This is a genomic window from Dorea amylophila (genome assembly GCF_025567265.1).
Lineage (GTDB): Bacteria > Bacillota > Clostridia > Lachnospirales > Lachnospiraceae > Dorea_A > Dorea_A amylophila.
Map to the genome: position 1 here is coordinate 104,180 of NZ_JAOQJW010000010.1, position 18,307 is coordinate 122,486.

Annotated in this window: 16 protein-coding genes; 14 read left to right on the forward strand and 2 right to left on the reverse strand. The window is 43.8% G+C overall.

Annotated elements, in window-relative coordinates:
• The first annotated feature begins 206 nt into the window (after positions 1-206).
• The 11 genes from cysK (at position 207) to OCV72_RS08090 (ending at position 10,899) form a co-directional block, all read left to right on the forward strand.
• Positions 207-1,139 (forward strand): cysteine synthase A, encoded by a 933-nt coding sequence (cysK, locus tag OCV72_RS08040; protein WP_006428369.1) that lies wholly within the window; start codon positions 207-209, stop codon positions 1,137-1,139.
• A gap of 78 nt (positions 1,140-1,217) precedes the next feature.
• A complete protein-coding gene (locus OCV72_RS08045) occupies positions 1,218-2,528 on the forward strand; it encodes an O-acetylhomoserine aminocarboxypropyltransferase/cysteine synthase family protein (RefSeq protein ID WP_055283014.1) in 1,311 nt (436 codons plus the stop codon).
• 28 nt (positions 2,529-2,556) lie between these two features.
• A complete protein-coding gene (locus OCV72_RS08050; RefSeq protein WP_055283016.1) occupies positions 2,557-3,003 on the forward strand; it encodes an RrF2 family transcriptional regulator in 447 nt (148 codons plus the stop codon).
• A gap of 319 nt (positions 3,004-3,322) precedes the next feature.
• Positions 3,323-4,477: a PP-loop family protein gene (locus tag OCV72_RS08055; RefSeq protein ID WP_055283019.1), complete on the forward strand. Its 1,155-nt coding sequence runs from the start codon at positions 3,323-3,325 to the stop codon at positions 4,475-4,477.
• A gap of 3 nt (positions 4,478-4,480) precedes the next feature.
• Positions 4,481-5,626, forward strand: a complete 1,146-nt coding sequence (locus tag OCV72_RS08060) for a trans-sulfuration enzyme family protein (protein WP_055283020.1) — start codon at positions 4,481-4,483, stop codon at positions 5,624-5,626.
• A gap of 12 nt (positions 5,627-5,638) precedes the next feature.
• On the forward strand, positions 5,639-6,814 hold the full coding sequence (locus tag OCV72_RS08065; protein ID WP_055283022.1) for a MalY/PatB family protein: 1,176 nt from the start codon (positions 5,639-5,641) through the stop codon (positions 6,812-6,814).
• 128 nt (positions 6,815-6,942) lie between these two features.
• The gene (gene nadA, locus OCV72_RS08070) at positions 6,943-7,857 is read left to right on the forward strand and encodes a quinolinate synthase NadA (protein ID WP_055283024.1); all 915 of its coding nucleotides are present in this window, start codon (positions 6,943-6,945) and stop codon (positions 7,855-7,857) included.
• Between the two features lie 199 nt (positions 7,858-8,056).
• Positions 8,057-9,112, forward strand: coding sequence for an alpha/beta hydrolase (locus OCV72_RS08075; RefSeq protein WP_055283027.1), 1,056 nt, complete (start codon positions 8,057-8,059; stop codon positions 9,110-9,112).
• A 179-nt stretch (positions 9,113-9,291) separates the two neighbouring features.
• Complete coding sequence (locus tag OCV72_RS08080) at positions 9,292-9,846, forward strand: prolyl-tRNA synthetase associated domain-containing protein (RefSeq protein WP_055283029.1); 555 nt, start codon at positions 9,292-9,294, stop codon at positions 9,844-9,846.
• Between the two features lie 5 nt (positions 9,847-9,851).
• The gene (locus OCV72_RS08085) at positions 9,852-10,484 is read left to right on the forward strand and encodes an endonuclease III domain-containing protein (RefSeq protein WP_055283031.1); all 633 of its coding nucleotides are present in this window, start codon (positions 9,852-9,854) and stop codon (positions 10,482-10,484) included.
• Positions 10,485-10,608: 124 nt separating this feature from the next.
• Entirely contained in the window at positions 10,609-10,899 is a 291-nt protein-coding gene (locus tag OCV72_RS08090; protein ID WP_006428383.1) for a hypothetical protein, read from the forward strand.
• Here OCV72_RS08090 and hcp read toward each other — a convergent pair.
• Both hcp and OCV72_RS08100 read right to left on the reverse strand, forming a co-directional pair.
• Entirely contained in the window at positions 10,896-12,464 is a 1,569-nt protein-coding gene (gene hcp / locus OCV72_RS08095; protein ID WP_334291736.1) for a hydroxylamine reductase, read from the reverse strand. The two genes, OCV72_RS08090 and hcp, sit on opposite strands and share 4 nt — an antisense overlap.
• Positions 12,465-12,547: 83 nt before the next feature.
• On the reverse strand, positions 12,548-12,784 hold the full coding sequence (locus OCV72_RS08100) for a hypothetical protein (RefSeq protein ID WP_055283035.1): 237 nt from the start codon (positions 12,782-12,784) through the stop codon (positions 12,548-12,550).
• Positions 12,785-13,013: 229 nt separating this feature from the next.
• Here OCV72_RS08100 and recQ point away from each other — a divergent pair, with 229 nt between their 5' ends.
• The 3 genes from recQ to OCV72_RS08115 all read left to right on the forward strand — a co-directional run bounded on the left by recQ (position 13,014) and on the right by OCV72_RS08115 (position 18,158).
• Complete coding sequence (gene recQ / locus OCV72_RS08105) at positions 13,014-14,888, forward strand: DNA helicase RecQ (protein ID WP_055283037.1); 1,875 nt, start codon at positions 13,014-13,016, stop codon at positions 14,886-14,888.
• A 5-nt stretch (positions 14,889-14,893) separates the two neighbouring features.
• Positions 14,894-15,550 carry a ribonuclease H1 domain-containing protein gene (locus tag OCV72_RS08110; protein ID WP_055283038.1) on the forward strand — a complete coding sequence of 219 codons (657 nt, stop codon included), beginning with the start codon at positions 14,894-14,896 and terminating at the stop codon, positions 15,548-15,550.
• 169 nt (positions 15,551-15,719) lie between these two features.
• A complete protein-coding gene (locus OCV72_RS08115) occupies positions 15,720-18,158 on the forward strand; it encodes a cation-translocating P-type ATPase (RefSeq protein WP_055283040.1) in 2,439 nt (812 codons plus the stop codon).
• Positions 18,159-18,307 lie beyond the last annotated feature (149 nt).

Sequence of the window (18,307 nt, forward strand, 5' to 3'; positions counted from 1 at the left end):
ATTTAGTTTAAAGAACGGAAGGGAGCGTGCAGGATAATGACAAAAGAAAAGCGAATGTGGGGACGAATGCGATGTTGTTGCGCTTGCGCGCATGTAAAATAAAAATATAAAAAACATACTAAACATAGTTGACAAATAGGAATTAAGGTAGTATAGTAAATTCATTAAGAAAACATACCAAAAAAGTAGGAAAGGTAGGAAGCAAAATGTCAAAGATTTATAAAGGAACATTAGGACTGATCGGAAATACACCACTGGTGGAAGTAGTAAACATAGAAAAAGAACTTGGTCTGGAAGCAACACTTCTTGTAAAGCTTGAGTACCTCAACCCGGCAGGAAGCGTCAAAGACAGAATTGCAAAAGCAATGATCGAAGATGCGGAAGAAAAAGGAATCTTAAAAGAAGGTTCTGTGATCATTGAACCAACATCCGGTAATACAGGAATCGGTCTTGCATCTATTGCAGCAGCAAAAGGATACAGGATCATTCTTACGATGCCGGAGACGATGAGTGTGGAAAGAAGAAACATCCTGAAAGCTTACGGTGCAGAGATCGTACTTACCGAAGGAGCAAAAGGAATGAAGGGAGCCATCGCAAAGGCAGATGAGCTTGCAAAAGAGATTCCGAATAGCTTCGTTCCGGGACAATTTGTAAACCCTGCTAACCCGGCAGCACACAAGAAGACAACAGGTCCTGAGATCTGGAACGATACAGACGGAGCAGTCGATATCGTGATCGCAGGTGTCGGAACAGGCGGAACACTTTCCGGAATCGGTGCTTACTTAAAAGAGCAGAAACCGGAAGTTCAGATCGTAGCATTGGAGCCGGCTTCTTCACCGGTACTTTCAGAAGGAAAAGCAGGCCCGCATAAGATTCAGGGAATCGGAGCCGGATTCGTTCCGGATACATTAGATACCAAGATCTATGACGAAATCTACAAAGCAGAAGCAGACGAAGCATTTGAGACAGCAAAACTTCTTGCTAAGAAAGAAGGAGTTCTGGTAGGTATTTCATCAGGAGCTGCACTTGCAGGAGCTATCGCACTTGCAAAACGTCCGGAGAACAAAGGTAAGACGATCGTAGCATTACTTCCGGATTCAGGTGACAGATATTATTCAACACCATTATTTACAGAATAAAAAGATATAGAATCCGAAACAGAACGGACAGTATCAACAAATAACGATAAAATTATGAAGAAAAAGGAGATCAACCCAATGAGCGAAAAAATCACAAGAGAGAATAGAGAGTTAAAATTTGAAACATTACAGTTACACGTAGGACAGGAAAGTCCGGATCCGGTTACAGACGCAAGAGCAGTGCCGATCTATCAGACATCTTCTTATGTATTCCGCAACAGTGATCATGCAGCAGCACGTTTTGGACTGGCAGATGCAGGTAACATTTACGGACGTCTTACAAACCCTACAGAAGACATTTTCGAAAAACGTATTGCAGCACTGGAGGGCGGAGTTGCAGCACTGGCAGTAGCATCCGGAGCAGCAGCAGTAACATACACGATCGAGAATCTCGCACAGAACGGAGATCATATCGTAGCAGCTAAGAATATTTACGGTGGATCATTTAACCTGTTAGAGCACACACTTCCACAGTACGGAATTACAACCACATTCGTTGACATCTTTGATTATGATGCAGTAGAAGCAGCAATCCAGGACAACACGAAAGCACTCTATATCGAGACACTTGGAAATCCAAACTCAGACGTTGTAGATATTGAGAAGATTGCAAATATCGCACATGCGCATAAGATTCCGCTCGTTGTAGATAATACATTTGCAACACCTTACCTTGTAAGACCGATCGAGTACGGTGCAGACATTGTTATCCATTCAGCAACAAAATTCATCGGTGGACACGGAACAACAATCGGCGGCGTCATCGTTGACAGCGGTAAATTCGACTGGGAAGCATCAGGAAAATTCGCTTCTCTTACAGAGCCAAACCCGAGCTACCATGGAATCAGCTTCACAAAAGCAGTAGGACCTGCAGCATTTGTTACAAAGATCCGTGCGATCCTTTTAAGAGATACAGGAGCAACCATTTCTCCGATCCATTCATTTATCTTCTTACAGGGACTCGAGACATTATCATTACGTGTAGAGCGTCATGTTGAGAATGCACTGAAAGTAGTAGATTACCTGAACAACCATCCACTGGTAGAGAAGGTTAACCATCCGGCTGTATCTGATAATCCGGAGCAGCAGGCATTATATAAGAAATATTTCCCAAATGGCGGAGGATCTATCTTCACATTTGAGATCAAAGGTGACGCACAGAAAGCAAAAGATTTCATCGATAATCTGGAACTCTTCTCACTGCTTGCTAACGTTGCAGATGTAAAATCTCTGGTTATCCATCCGGCAACAACAACACACAGCCAGTGCACAGAAGAAGAATTACTGGATCAGGGAATCAAGCCTAATACAATCCGTCTGTCAATCGGAACAGAGCATATTGATGACATTATCCAGGATCTGGATGAGGCATTCAAAGCCGTAGAATAAGAAATAATGAAGGAGTGTGGAGATATATATGAAACTTTCAATGAAAAGCAGATATGGTCTGAGAGCGTTGATCGACCTGGCCATCAATTCAAAAACTGAACAGGTGGCGCTCAATAGCATTGCAGAGCGGAACAAGATATCTCCACAGTATCTGGAACAGGTATTTGCAAGTCTTAGAAAAGCAGGAATCGTAAAGAGTATAAAAGGCTCCCAGGGCGGCTATTTCTTAAGCCGTCCGCCACAGGAGATTACCGTTTCTTCTATTATAGAAGCTTTGGAAGGTGACTACCGCATCGAAGATGAGGAACTTCCGAAAGAAGGAAAATATACCGGGAGTGTCAAAGCAATCCAGAAACTGGTGATCGACAGGGTAAATGACAGCGTGACAGAGATCCTCCGGTCAGTAACCTTGCATGATCTGGAGAAAGAGTATCAGGAATACATTGATTATGGACAGGATATGTATTATATATAACATCAGTTCACACAAGCGTTGAAAGACTTGCAATTTGTGCTTGCACAAGGATTGCAGGTCTTTCTAACGCTTGGAGGGAGCGCCCGTCCGGAGAAAACAACAAAACATACTGTATTAGCGGGAAACCACTGGTACAGTATTCTTTTTTGTGGTAAACTTTTCTAGCGTATATTTGAAAGATAAATGTTTTTAAAACACATTTCAGTTCCTTGACAGACAGGGAAAAACGTCATATAATACCAGATAAATAACAAAACCTATCTGGTTAATAGGAATAGATGCTGCATGAACAGTAATCCACAAAGAGAGGTTAAAAGATATGAAGACAATCACGATAGAAGAGTTATTACAATTAGATCAGGATACAATCACAGTGCTGGACGTCCGTCCTGCAGATGCATATACCAGAGGCTCTGTACCGGGAGCGGTCAGCATCCCGCTTGCAGAAGTAGAAGAACGTATGGAAGAACTTCCGAAAGAAAAGTCGGTGTATGTATTATGCCATACCGGTGAATGGAGTGTCGATGCTGTTTATGAACTGGAAGCAGCCGGATATGATGCGGTGAATATTGAAGGCGGATATCGTTCCTTTTTAAGAAAGAAACTAAGTGAGTTCGTACAGGATGAAAATACTACCGGAGAGAAGCAGAAAGAGATTGAACGCAGTATCATCAAGAAATTCCGCAAGGGAATCTGGAGAAAGTTCACGAAAGGAATCAGAGAATACGATCTGATCCAGGACGGAGATAAGATTGCAGTCTGTATTTCCGGTGGAAAAGATTCCATGCTGATGGCAAAGCTGTTTCAGGAACTGTTAAAACATGGAAAAGCGAATTTTGAATTAGTATTTCTGGTAATGAATCCGGGATACAATGAAGATAACTGGAAGATCATTCAGGATAACGCCAAAGTACTTGGAATTCCGCTTACGGTATTTGAGACACAGATATTTGATACGGTAGCAGATATTGACAAGAATCCATGTTACCTTTGCGCGAGAATGAGAAGAGGCTATCTATACTCTCACGCAAAAGAACTGGGATGTAATAAGATTGCGCTCGGACATCATTTCGACGATGTGATTGAGACGATCCTTATGGGGATGTTCTACGGCGGAAAGGTGGAGACGATGATGCCGAAGCTCCATAGCCAGAATTTCGAGGGTATGGAGCTGATCAGACCAATGTATCTGATCAAGGAAGATGACATTATAGCATGGAGGGATTACAATCAGCTCAACTTCATTCAGTGCGCATGCAGATTCACAGAGAACTGTGTATCCTGTGGCGGCGGAAGAGGTTCCAAACGTGACGAGATGAAGGAGCTGATCAAGGAATTCAGAAAACAGGGAGATACCATAGAAAAGAACATTTTCCGAAGTGTTCATAATGTCAACTTAAGAACCATTATCGGATACCACAAAGACGACATGGAATATAATTTCCTTGATGATTACAATGAAAGAGGTAAATAAATAATGAATTACGGATTTGAGACACGATGTATACATGGAAACGGAACAGATGAAAAGACACATTCTTACGGTTCGGTAGCAGTACCGATCTACCAGGCAGCAACATTTGCCCATCCTGGAATCGGCAAGTCTACAGGATATGACTACACAAGAGAGAGTAACCCGACAAGAGCAGAGCTTGAGCATACGATGTCAGCACTGGAAGGTGCAGTAGATACAGTTGCGTGCGCAAATGGTATGGCTGCGGTAGGGCTTTGTCTGGAGTTATTCAACCGTGGAGATCATATTCTCTGCACAGACGACCTGTACGGTGGATCTGTCAGGATATTCGAATCTGTCGGTGAGAAGAGAGGACTGGAATTCTCTTATGTAGATACTGCAGATGCAGATCTCGTAGAAGCAGGTATCAGAGAGAATACAAAAGCACTTTACATTGAGACACCGAGTAACCCGACCATGCGTGTCACAGATCTCAGAAAAATGAAAGAGATTGCAGATAAACATGATCTGAAAATCATCGTTGATAATACCTTCCTTTCACCATTATTCCAGAGACCGATCGAACTCGGGGCGGATCTGGTCATCCACAGCGGAACCAAGTTCCTTGGCGGACATAACGATACACTGGCAGGATTCCTGTGTTCTGCAGATGAAGAGACTGCAAAGAAGATCCGTTATACATATAAGACCGTGGGAAGCTGCCTTGCACCATTTGACAGCTATCTGATCTTACGTGGAATCAAGACGTTATCTGTGAGATTGAAAGCACAGCAGGACAATGCAATGAAGATTGCAAACTGGTTAAAAGGACACGAGAAAGTAAAACAGGTTTACTATGTAGGCTTAAAAGAGCATCCGGGATATGAGGTAAATGCATCACAGGCGAGCGGATTCGGAAGCATGATTTCTTTCAAAGTAGACAGTGAAGCAACAGCAAGAAAGCTTCTGGAAAGTGTAAAACTGATCGCTTATGCAGAAAGTCTCGGAGGCGTAGAGTCACTGATCACTTACCCGATGCTTCAGACACATGGAGATCTGCCGGTAGAAGTGAGAGAGAAACTTGGAATTACAGAAGATTTCTTAAGATTGTCAGTTGGAATTGAAAATGCAGATGATCTAATCGCAGATCTTGAGCAGGCACTTGCGTAGGAGGATGCACAGATGAAGTTCGATTTTGATAAAGTAGTGGACAGACATGGAACAAAATGCCTGAAATATGATTTCGCAAAAGAAAGAGGGAGAAGTGATGATATGCTTCCGCTCTGGGTGGCAGATATGGATTTTCAGACAGCACCGGGAATCCAGAAAAGCTTAAGTGACGCAGTCGCACACGGAATCTACGGATACAGCGAAGGAAAAGATGATTACTTCCAGGCAGCAGCCGGATGGTATGAGAAGCATTTCGGATGGAAAGTAGAAAAAGAATGGCTGATCAAGACACCGGGCGTGGTGTTTGCACTTGCGATGGCAGTGAAGGCTTACACAAAAGAAGGTGATGCAGTTCTTCTGCAGCAGCCGGTTTACTATCCGTTCAGCGAAGTGATCACAGATAACCACAGAAGGCTGATCAATAGTCCGCTTCAGCAGATAGACGGACATTACGAGATTAATTTCGAAGAATTCGAGCAGAAGATTGTCGAAGAAAATGTAAAATTATTCCTGATGTGCAGTCCGCACAATCCGGTCGGACGTGTGTGGAAGGAGTGGGAACTTCGTAAGATAGGAGACATTTGTCTGAAACATAACGTGCTGGTAGTCAGTGATGAGATCCACAGTGATTTTACATATGGAGAGAATATACATCATGTATTTGCATCTTTAGATGAAAAATACGCTGCGATCACTACAACGTGTACCGCACCAAGTAAGACATTTAACATTGCCGGACTTCAGATTTCCAATATATGGATTTCAAATCCGGAACTTCGTGCGAGATTCCGGGCGGAAGTGACAGCAGCCGGTTACAGCCAGGTGAATCTGATGGGACTGGTTGCATGTCAGGCAGCTTATGAGACCGGTGAAGAGTGGTTAAAAGAATTGAAAATTTATCTGGAGGGAAATCTGGATTATGTCCGTACATTTTTAAAAGAGAATCTTCCGGAGATCAAACTGACAGAGCCGGAAGGGACTTATCTTTTATGGTTGGATTTTAAGAGTCTCGGCATGAAAGAAGAGCAGTTAAAAGATCTGGTGGAGAACAAAGCAAAACTCTGGCTTGACAGTGGAGCAATGTTTGGACCGGACGGAGAGGGATTTGAGCGTATAAATATTGCATGCCCACGAGAAATTTTAAAGCAGGCATTGACACAACTGGCTGAATCGGTGCATGATAGGTAAGTGAGAATACGTTAAAGAAGGGAATTTGACCGTACGATGGGCGGGAAGCTGTCATTTTATTTAATGAAAAGACAAGACTTACGGAAGAAGAGACCATTGAATACTTTATTTAGAGGTGAAAGTCGGAAATGAACGAAGAAATCAAAAATGAAATCCAAAAACTGAAAAAGGAAAAAGATGCTGTAATCCTGGCACATTATTATGTAGATGGGGAAGTGCAGGAGATTGCAGACTATGTAGGAGACTCTTATTATCTTGCAGAGATTGCAACCAAAGTTCCGGAGAGCACGATTGTTTTCTGTGGAGTCTCTTTCATGGGAGAAAGTGCGAAGATCCTGAATCCAAAGAAGAGAGTCGTAATGGCAGACGGTCATGCAGACTGTCCGATGGCACACATGGTAGACGTGGATAAGATCAGAGAAGTGAGAAAAGAGTACCCGGATGTATCTGTAGTCTGTTATGTGAACTCGACTGCAGAGATCAAAGCAGAGTCTGATGTCTGTGTAACATCGTCCAATGCGCTGAAAATCGTAAAGAACCTTCCGAATAAAGATATCTTCTTTATCCCGGATGAGAACCTTGGTCGTTTCGTGGCAAGCCAGCTTCCAGAGAAGCACTTTATTTTCAATGATGGATTCTGCCATGTACATAAGAGTATTCACAAAGAAGAACTTCAGAAAGCCAAAGAAGCACATCCGGAAGCACTCGTACTGACTCATCCGGAATGTACAGGAGATATTCTGGAATTATCTGATTTTATCGGAAGTACTTCGCAGATTATCGATTATGCTACAAAATCAGAAAATAACACATTTATCATTTGTACAGAGATGGGAGTATTCTATGAATTGCATCAGAAAAATCCGGAGAAGAAATTCTACTCCGTAGGGCACAGACAGTTCTGTCCGAATATGAAGATGGTGCGTCTGGAAGGTGTGAAGGAAGCACTTGAGACCATGCAGCCGGAGGTAAATCTGGATGAGGAGATGCGCCAGAAAGCGGCACTTCCACTTGAAAAGATGCTGAAATTGGCAGCGCAGTAAGCCAGGGGGACAGGTAAAGTGGCTTTTTTAGTGTCCCGGGTGGCTCAAGTAAAAGAGAGATTTGATTAACAGAAAGACTTCGTGTCTGCCATAGGACTCGAAGTTTTTTTGATACACTCCAGAGCCGACTGGAAGCCAGCGCCAGGAGGGACAGGAAAAAAGCCAATTTACCTGTTCACGTGAGGAGAAAAAGAGCGATATGATAAATGAAAGAATTGAAATCTGGAAAAAAGAAGAATACCATTATCCGGCAGCACACGGATTCATACCTGTGATGTTCAGCTACATCCATGAGGATGAAAAGAAGCATCCGGCAATGATCATTGCGCCGGGTGGAGCATACCGGGAAACATCTCCGTCAGAAGCACACCTGCCGGCTATGGAATTCTACCAGGCCGGCTATAATGTATTCGTTCTGGAATACACGGTAAACCAGCTGGATGAAGCACCACTGAAGCTACAGCCGTTAAATGACATATCAAGAACCATCCGGATGATCCGTTCCCGTGCAGAAGAATACCATATCAGACCGGATCAGGTTGCAGTCTGCGGATTCTCGGCAGGAGCGCATCTGTGTGGGAGTCTTTGTGTACATAACAAGGATGTAAAAGATCCGGAAGAAACATATCAGAACATATCCAACTGCCCGGATGCAGCAATTCTGGCTTATCCGGTCATTAGTTCGGGCGAATATGCGCATAGAGATTCATTTGTCGCACTGTTTGGAAAGAATCCGACAGAGAAGGAACTGGATTATATGTCGCTGGAGAAACATGTGACAGAAGATACACCGCCGTGTTTCCTGTGGCAGACTGTAAAAGACCAGACCGTTCCGGTGCAGAACAGCTATCTGTTTGCACAGGCATGTGCGAAGGCAGGCGTACCATTTGCACAGCATGTATTTTCAGAGGGAATCCATGGACTTTCGGTGGCAACCGAAGAATGGTTAGAACAGAATATCGGCCAGGAAGAAGGAAAAAGATATACGCAAGAACAGGTGCAGCTGCTTGCGGAGGCAATTAAAGCCGGTGAGACGCTGTTCCCAAAGGAAAAGGGAGAAGAACTTCTGGTGAAATTCGGTATCGGACGTAAAAAGCCGGCAAGATGGACAGAAAAGCAGAAAGAGGAAATCCGCAAAACTTTGAAGGAAGTACAGAGCTGGACATATCTTGCAGAAGAATGGCTTAAGAAGTGGAGCCACGGGGACGGGAAAAGTGGCTTTTTTAGTGTTCCTGTTGGCTCAAGTAAAAAGTGAAATTTAATTAACAGAAAGACTTTGTATCTAACATAGGGCGCGGAGTTTTTCGATACACTCCAGAGACAGCTGGAAGTCAGCGCCAAGAGGGACAAGGAAAAAGCCAATTTACCCGTCCCCGTGGTTCTTAATAGTGAGAAAAGAAGGAACAAGAAAATTGATATAGGATAAGAGATAAAATGGAGTTATACAATGGACGCCCGGAAGACACATCCGGACGAAAAGAAAAAGAAATAAAAGTTTACGATATACTGGACAGTCTGCATATCCCCTACATCAGAGCGGATCACGAAGCGGTCATGACAATGGAAGCCTGTGAAGAGATTGATAAAGCGCTGGGAATGGAGATCTGTAAGAATCTGTTCTTATGTAACCGGAAGAAAACGTCATATTATCTGCTTTTGATGCCAGGAAACAAAGCGCTCAAGACAAAAGAACTGTCACAGCAGATCCCGACCACGAGATTATCCTTTGCATCGGGAGAAGACATGGAAACATATCTGAATGTAACGCCGGGCTCAGCTACTGTCATGGGACTGATCTTTGATCAGGAGAATAAAGTGCAGCTTCTGGTGGATGAGGAACTTCTGGAACAGGAAGAATTCGGATGTCATCCATGTGTGAACACTTCCAGTATCAAGATGAAGACAGCGGATGTATTTGATAAATTTCTGAAAGAAATCCATCATGATTATATTATGGTAAAGCTTTCGGATGGAAATGAACAGGAGTAATAAAAATGGATAAACAAGAACTGGCACTGGTGGTCATCGACCGCCTGAAAAAAGAATACCCGGATGCGGACTGTACGCTGGATTATGACGATGCGTGGAAACTGCTGGTCAGTGTACGTCTGGCAGCACAGTGCACGGATGCGAGAGTCAATGTAGTAGTAGAAGGCTTATATGCAAAGTACCCGGATGTCAACGCATTGGCAGAAGCAACACCGGAAGAGATTGAAGAAATCGTAAGACCATGTGGACTTGGAAAGAGTAAGGCGAGAGATATCAGTGCCTGTATGCGTATACTCCGTGATGAATATGGTGGAAAAGTTCCGGATGATTTTAATAAATTGTTGAAACTTCCGGGAGTCGGAAGAAAGAGTGCGAACCTGATCATGGGGGATGTGTTTGGCAAACCGGCGATTGTTACGGATACGCATTGCATCAGACTCTGTAATCGGATCGGTCTGGTAGATGGAATCAAGGAACCGAAGAAAGTAGAGATGGAACTTTGGAAGATCATCCCGCCGGAAGAAGGCAGTGATTTCTGCCACAGGCTGGTATATCACGGAAGAGACGTCTGTACAGCGAGGACGAAGCCGCATTGTGAGAAATGTTGTCTGGCAGATATCTGTGGGAAACATATTTAAGTAAATGCATTTATGAAAATAAAGCTTGCGCAAGTAAAATGAAATTCATATAATAGTTTTAGAGACGAGGGAGTAGCATAGGAAATGTGTTACTCTCTTTTTTAGCAGGAAAGGATTGAGGATTATGGCAGACGTAGTAAGTATATTAGACGAATTACAAAACAAAGCATTAAAAGACGAAAAGTTAAAACAACAGCTCCTCGCAACCAGAACAGAAGCAGACCCGCTATCTGCCTTCTGCAAGACCTGCCGGAATCTTGGTTACGAATTATACGAAATGGAATTAATTGCGGCAGGAGAAGAATTCCATGCCGCAATGAAAAGAAGCACCAATGGCGGAGGGGAGAACTCGCCGATGATCGAGGCTGAAGATGATTTCTATGAATTGTTCTTCGCAAATCTTGAAGATCATTAACCAAGGATTTTCTTCATATCCTCTTCCACAGTACTGATCTTCTGAATATTATAATTCTCCACCAGTATCTTCCATACATTTTCAGAGACGAATGCAGGAAGTGTTGGACCAAGCAGGATATTTTTCACACCGAGAGATAATAACGTAAGCAGGATACATACGGCCTTCTGTTCATACCAGGAAAGAACCAGGGTGAGCGGGAGGTCGTTTACGGTACAGTCAAAGACTTCTGCAAGTGCAAGAGCAACTTTAATAGCGCTATAAGCATCATTACATTGCCCCATGTCCAAGATCCTTGGAATACCGTCGATGGAACCAAGATCCAGGTCATTCAACCGGTATTTTCCGCAGGCAAGAGTCAGAATCAAGGTGTCCATAGGTGCAGCTTTGGCGAAATCCGTATAATAGCTGCGTCCTGGAGCGGCACCGTCGCATCCGCCGACCAGAAAGATATGGCGGATCTTGCCGGCCTTTATAAGTTCCACGATATGCCCGGCATTAGAAAGAACAGCATTGTGGGCGAATCCGGTTGTGACTGTAGACCCGCCGTTGATTCCGGTCATTGGATGATCTTCCGGATATCCCTTGCATTCCAGAGCTTTCTCAATAACCGGAGTGAAATCTTTGTCCTCTCCGATATGCACCAGATCCGGATATGACACGATGGAGGTGGTAAATACCCGGTCGCAGTAACTCTGACGGACCGGCATCAGACAGTTGGTAGTAAATAAAATAGGTGCCGGAATGTTGTGAAATTCCGACTGCTGACTCTGCCAGGCAGTTCCAAAGTTTCCTTTTAAATGAGAATATTTCTTTAATTCCGGATATCCATGTGCCGGAAGCATCTCACTGTGGGTGTAGATATTGATTCCTTTTCCTTCCGTCTGCTTTAATAACAGTTCCATATCATGAAGATCATGTCCGCTGACAACGATGAAAGGCCCCTTTTCGATGGTCAGAGGAACTTCTGTCGGTACCGGATTGCCATAAGTGCCGGAGTTTGCATGATCCAGAAGCTCCATGCAGCGAAAATTAATCTCGCCCGTTTTTAATACGAGTGCAAGTAATTCGTCACTGCTCTTTTCCGAAGCGATGGCTTCGAGCCCTTCATAGAAGAAATCAAGGACATTTTTGTCTACATAATCCAACGCATAAGCATGATAGGCATAAGCAGCCATGCCGCGCAGCCCGAAAAGGATCAGAGACTTTAAAGACCGGATATCTTCCTGATCTTCCCAGATATGGCGGACATCATAATTCATGATATCCGGATAGATCCGGTCCTTTTCAACATTTACTTCGTGAATAAGTTTGATGATCGTATCATTGAAAAAATTAACATTGGTAATGGTGGTGAATAACCCTTTTAAGATAAGTTCATCCGCATGTTCGAAAGAAGCATCCGGATTCAGGGCAAGCTTTTTACGCACGGCACGTGACAGACCGATCAGTGCACCAGTAAGCTCATCCTGATAATTAGCGGTGTCACTTTTCTTTCCACAGACACCGGCACGCCCTTCACATCCGGAATTATGAGCGGTCTGCTGACACTGGAAACAAAACATTTCTTCCATAATAAATACCTTCCTTGTTATATATTTATGACAGAATTAGTATGTTCCCACTGAATAAAAAATATGCAGGGAAACTATCCCTGCATAGATTTAAAAGAATCGAAAAGTTCCATGTCATCGGCTTTCAACTTGACATTGGTACAATAATTTTTTCCTTCCGGTGTGGTCACATTGATCTCAATGATCGTTCCTTCCACCAACGCATCCTGTGATACTGCGCGTAAAAACATTGGAAATTTTGGGTGGCTGGCACGAAAACGATCCATACCTGATTTTATCTTCTGCATCATGGTGATCTGACGGAAATCCATGTGTTTGTCCTCCTTTATTTCAAAAACTGAAACAATTATACTGAAAAAGAATCGGAAAGTCAAAAGGATTTCTCCATGAAAGAGGGGATTGTAAAGATAGGATGAAAGATAGAGACAAATGTGATAAGATAGTAAAACATAGTGGGTGTGGGAAAGTCTGCGGATCAAAAAAGTAACGAGTAGAAAAGAAACGGACAAAAAAAGACAGAATGTAAGGAGTCGGGGCAGAATGAGTAAGGCAATCAAAGAAGCAGAAAAGATACTGAAACAATACTACGGCTATGATCATTTCCGGGAGGGACAGATCCCTGTGATAGAAGCGGTACTGGAAGGCAGGGATGTGCTTGGAATCATGCCGACCGGAGCAGGAAAGTCGGTATGTTATCAGGTGCCGGCACTTATGATGAAAGGAATTACGATCGTAATCTCGCCGCTGATCTCACTCATGAAAGATCAGGTTGGAACGCTGAACCAGATGGGTGTCCATGCAGCTTTCTTAAATAGTTCTCTGACTTCCGGACAGTATTACAAAGCACTGCAGCTTGCAAAACAGGGGAGATACAAGATCATATACGTGGCACCGGAACGGTTGGAAACCGAGAGCTTTCTGGATTTTGCACTCTCTGAGCAGGTGCAGATATCTTTTGTAGCGGTAGATGAGGCGCACTGCGTATCGCAGTGGGGACAGGATTTCCGTCCGGGCTATCTCAAGATCCTGGATTTTCTGGATCGTCTGTCATACCGCCCGGTGGTCGGTGCATATACGGCGACAGCGACGGCAGAAGTAAGAGAAGACATCCTTGATATCTTAAGGCTTCAGAATCCATATGTGGAAACAACCGGGTTCGATCGTGGAAATCTTTTCTTTGCAGTTAAGAAGCCTGTGGATAAGTATAAGGAACTGGTCAGTTATCTGAAGGAAAAAGGATACGATACATCCGGTGACAGCGGAATTATATATTGCCTGACGAGAAAGAGCGTGGAACAGGTAAGCTTTGATCTGAGAAATGAAGGATTTTCCGTGACCAGATATCATGCCGGACTATCGGATGAGGAACGGAAGGAAAATCAGGAGAATTTTATATACGGAAAGCGGCAGATCATGGTGGCGACAAATGCATTCGGAATGGGAATCGATAAGCCGGATGTACGCTTTGTCATTCATTATAATATGCCGAAAAATATGGAAAGCTATTATCAGGAGGCCGGACGTGCAGGAAGAGACGGGGAGCCGTCAGAATGCATTCTTTATTATGAGCCGAGGGATGTAAGGACGAACCGTCTGTTTATTGAAAATGGAGAAGAGAACAGTGAGTTGGATGAAGAGACGCGTAAAATCGTAAAAGAACGGGATCTGGAACGCCTGAAACAGATGACATTTTACTGCTTTACATCAGAATGCTTAAGACAATATATCTTGAATTACTTTGGAGAAAAGAGCAGTTCTTATTGTGGAAACTGTCTGAACTGCCAGACACAGTTTGAAGAGGTAGATATCACATTGGAGGCGAATACAATCCTGCGGTGTCTGGATGCACTGGACTGGAATTACGGGGCAGCGACGGTGATCGACATCGTGCACGGCGGAAAGAGTCAGAAGATCCTGGGCAAGAATCTGGATAAGAATCCGGAATATGCAGTGTTAAGTGAGCGGACGGTTCCGAGATTACGACAGATATTAAGGGAATTACAGTTCCGCGAATATGTGGAAGAAAAGGGCGAACAATATCCGGTGATCTGTCTGACCCCGGAAGGGAAAGCATTTATGAAAACGGAAGAACCGCTGATCATGAAGCTTCCGAAAGAAGAGACAGAAAAGAAATCTGAATCAAAAGAGAAAAAGAACAGACGCAAAAAAGGCGCAGTGGCAGCGGAACTTTCAGAAAAAGATGCAGAATTATTCGAAAGCTTACGGGAACTCAGACGTGAGATCGCATTGGAAGAAAAGGTACCGCCGTATATGGTATTTGCAGATAAGACGCTTGCCGGTATGTGTGTAATGCGTCCGGCGACACGGGATGAGATGTTGGAAGTATCGGGTGTCGGAGAGCATAAACTGGAAAAGTATGGAGATAGATTTTTAGAAATTCTCAGAAAGGGATAATAGATATGGCAAAAAAGAAAATATATGCAGTAAGAAAAGGACATAAGACAGGATTATTTGAGACCTGGGCAGAGTGTCAGAAAGCGACGTCCGGATACTCCGGAGCAGAGTTCAGAGGCTTCACAGACAGGGAAGAAGCGATGGCATTCTTGCAAATGTCAACTACTGCAAATGTATCTAAGAATGAAGAAAAAGAAGCAGCAGGAATTGTTGAAGTGCCGGAAAATATGGTGATTGCCTATGTGGACGGAAGCTTTGAAAAAAGCATCGGAAGATATGCATTTGGCTGTGTGATCCTGACACCGGCCGGAGAAGAATTCAGAAAATCCGGAAGCGGCTGTGATCCGGAAGGCGTGAAGATCCGGAACGTTGCAGGAGAAATGCTCGGCGCGATGAATGCAGTGCAATGGGCGAAAGAGCATGAGTATCCGGCAGTAGAGATCCGCTATGATTACGAAGGTGTGGAAAAATGGGTGACAGGCGTGTGGCGGGCCAAGACACCGCTTACCAGCAAGTATGCGGCACATATGCAGGAAGCAGCAGAGCAGATAAAGATATCTTTCTGCAAAGTCGCAGCGCATACAGGAAATCATTATAACGAAGAAGCGGATCAGCTTGCGAAAAGTGCGTTGCTTCGTACGGATGAAAATGTGAGTATATAGAGGAAGCAGATGCAGTTTACATGAAGATGTGAACTGCATTTTCAGCAAAAATACATACAGAATTCATAAAGTGTTAATACAATATTGGCATATTCTGGTGTATACTAAATACAAATAATAGATAAAATCAGAATGTAACAGTAGAATGCAGCTGATAAGGAGGAACTCTATGAAAAAAAACGACAGGCGAAAACGAAAACTGCAGGAAGAAGCCTGTGATTATGAAATAGAACGTACACCGACAACTAGATACGAGCCGGATTATGAGGAAGGCCTGACGTCGGCGCAGGCAGAAGAACACAGGCGTGACGGGTGGGGCAACATATCAGTCGATCCTCCGGCGCAGACAACGGAAGAGATTATTAAAGAAAATGTATTTACATATTTTAATCTGATCTTTCTGGTCCTGGCGATTCTTCTGATAATTGTGGGCTCGTTCCGTAACCTGACATTCCTTCCGGTTATCATTTTTAATACACTGATCGGTATCATACAGGAAATCCGTTCCAAAAAGACACTGGAAAAATTAAATATGCTAAATGCACCACATGCAACAGTGGTCAGAGACGGAAAGACTTCACGGGTCAATTCGGAGAGTCTGGTTCTGGATGATATTGTAATCTTTAAAGCAGGAAATCAGGTCTGTGCTGATGCAGAAGTGGTACATGGAAGTGTGCAGGTCAATGAATCTCTTTTGACAGGAGAATCAGATGAGATTACCAAGAATCCGGGAGATCATCTGATGTCGGGAAGTTTTATTGTGGCAGGAGAATGTCATGCAAGACTGGATGCAGTAGGTGTGGATTCCTACATTTCCAAACTGACACTGGAAGCAAAAGCAATGCAGAAAGGTGAGCAGTCAGAAATGATCCGTTCACTTGACAAACTGGTAAAATTTGTCGGTATCGCATTGATCCCGATCGGAATTATACTGTTCGTGCAGAGCTTCTTCTTTAACGGAGATCCATTCCGAAGCAGTATTACTTCTATGGTGGCGGCTGTGATCGGTATGATTCCGGAAGGGTTATACCTTCTTGCGAGTGTAGCAATGGCAGTCAGCGCAATGCGTCTGGCAAAACAGAAGGTTTTACTTCACGATATGAAGAGTATTGAGACCCTTGCAAGAGTTAATGTGCTTTGCGTTGATAAGACCGGAACGATCACAGAGACAAACATGAGTGTAAAGGATGTGGTTCCGACATTAAATTATAAAAAAGATGAAATGCCGGAACTTCCGAAAATGCTCGGTGATTTTGCGAAAGCAATGAGCAGTGATAACATCACTATGGAGGCGTTAAAAGAATATTTTAAAGAAGGAACAGGAAAAAAGGCTGAGTCTGTAACTCCATTTACATCCGCAATCAAATACAGTGGTGTCACATACGAAGAGGAAGTGCATGTACTTGGAGCACCGGAATTCGTGCTGAGAGATGATTTTGATAAATATAAAGAAGAGATTGAAGGGTATGCAGGAAAAGGAAACCGTGTGCTGGTATTCGGTACGTATGACGGAGAACTGGACGGAAAAGCACTGACCGGCAAGGTAACGCCGCTTGGATATGTCCTTCTTGCCAATCCAATCCGAAAAGAAGCACCGGAGACATTTGCTTACTTTGCAGAACAGGGTGTAGAAGTGAAAGTTATATCCGGAGATAATCCCATGACCGTTTCTGAAGTGGCAAAAGAAGCCGGAATTGCAAATGCAGACCGTTATGTCGATGCAGCGACTCTTCACAGTGATGCAGAGATTGCAGATGCGGTTGCCAATTATACAGTATTCGGACGTGTAACACCGGATCAGAAACGTAAATTCGTACACGCTCTTAAAGACCAGGGCAAGACAGTAGCAATGACAGGAGACGGTGTCAACGACGTACTGGCATTGAAAGATGCCGACTGCAGTGTAGCCATGGCATCCGGAAGTGACGCGGCAGTACAGGCTTCGCAGGTGGTATTATTGGAGTCCAACTTTGCATGTATGCCGTCGGTAGTAATGGAAGGAAGACGGGTGGTTAATAACATCCAGCGTTCAGCCAGTCTGTTCCTGGTGAAGAATATCTTCTCCTTCCTGTTGTCCTTATTCTCCGTAGTGCTGATGATTACCTATCCGATGGAACCATCCCAGATATCGCTGATCAGCATGTTTACGATCGGAGTACCTGGATTCTTCCTGGCGTTCCAGCCAAATAAAGAAAGAATACAGGGACATTTCCTGACCAATGTATTCCTGAAGGCATTGCCGGCAGGTCTGACCGATGTACTGATGGTCGGCGCACTGGTTGTGTTCGGTAAGACATTTGGCGTAAATACTACAGATATCTCGACAGCAGCAACGATGTTGCTTCTGATCGTAGGATTCATCATCCTGTTCAATATCTGTAAACCGGTCAATATCTTCCGCGGTGTAGTCTGGGGAGGATGCCTGACCGGCTGTATCTTATGTATCATCTTCCTGCCGAAATTATTCGCAATTACAGGAATGTCAACGAAGTGTATCATGTTATTCGTAGTATTCTCGATTGCAACCGAGGCAGTACTGCGATACCTGACACTTCTGGTAAAAGGATTGCGGAAAGGATATCGGAAGATAAGGCATAGAGAAGAATAAGTCGATTGGGATTTAATTTATTAACGTAGTTGGCCTCTCGATCCTTGAAGAAAACAGTATAAAGTGGTTCTGGTTCAGGTTCCATGCTCTAAGAAAAACTAAGAGAGCCAGAATCTCCTAAAAGCAAAGGAACTACGCTCAAACTCGGC

Bases quoted from the DNA above. Each gene is read 5' to 3' on its own strand.
- cysK (WP_006428369.1), top strand. From the start codon at position 207: ATGTCAAAGATTTATAAAGGAACATTAGGACTGATCGGAAATACACCA.
- OCV72_RS08045 (WP_055283014.1), top strand. From the start codon at position 1,218: ATGAGCGAAAAAATCACAAGAGAGAATAGAGAGTTAAAATTTGAAACA.
- OCV72_RS08050 (WP_055283016.1), top strand. From the start codon at position 2,557: ATGAAACTTTCAATGAAAAGCAGATATGGTCTGAGAGCGTTGATCGAC.
- OCV72_RS08055 (WP_055283019.1), top strand. From the start codon at position 3,323: ATGAAGACAATCACGATAGAAGAGTTATTACAATTAGATCAGGATACA.
- OCV72_RS08060 (WP_055283020.1), top strand. From the start codon at position 4,481: ATGAATTACGGATTTGAGACACGATGTATACATGGAAACGGAACAGAT.
- OCV72_RS08065 (WP_055283022.1), top strand. From the start codon at position 5,639: ATGAAGTTCGATTTTGATAAAGTAGTGGACAGACATGGAACAAAATGC.
- nadA (WP_055283024.1), top strand. From the start codon at position 6,943: ATGAACGAAGAAATCAAAAATGAAATCCAAAAACTGAAAAAGGAAAAA.
- OCV72_RS08075 (WP_055283027.1), top strand. From the start codon at position 8,057: ATGATAAATGAAAGAATTGAAATCTGGAAAAAAGAAGAATACCATTAT.
- OCV72_RS08080 (WP_055283029.1), top strand. From the start codon at position 9,292: ATGGAGTTATACAATGGACGCCCGGAAGACACATCCGGACGAAAAGAA.
- OCV72_RS08085 (WP_055283031.1), top strand. From the start codon at position 9,852: ATGGATAAACAAGAACTGGCACTGGTGGTCATCGACCGCCTGAAAAAA.
- OCV72_RS08090 (WP_006428383.1), top strand. From the start codon at position 10,609: ATGGCAGACGTAGTAAGTATATTAGACGAATTACAAAACAAAGCATTA.
- hcp (WP_334291736.1), bottom strand. From the start codon at position 12,464: ATGTTTTGTTTCCAGTGTCAGCAGACCGCTCATAATTCCGGATGTGAA.
- OCV72_RS08100 (WP_055283035.1), bottom strand. From the start codon at position 12,784: ATGGATTTCCGTCAGATCACCATGATGCAGAAGATAAAATCAGGTATG.
- recQ (WP_055283037.1), top strand. From the start codon at position 13,014: ATGAGTAAGGCAATCAAAGAAGCAGAAAAGATACTGAAACAATACTAC.
- OCV72_RS08110 (WP_055283038.1), top strand. From the start codon at position 14,894: ATGGCAAAAAAGAAAATATATGCAGTAAGAAAAGGACATAAGACAGGA.
- OCV72_RS08115 (WP_055283040.1), top strand. From the start codon at position 15,720: ATGAAAAAAAACGACAGGCGAAAACGAAAACTGCAGGAAGAAGCCTGT.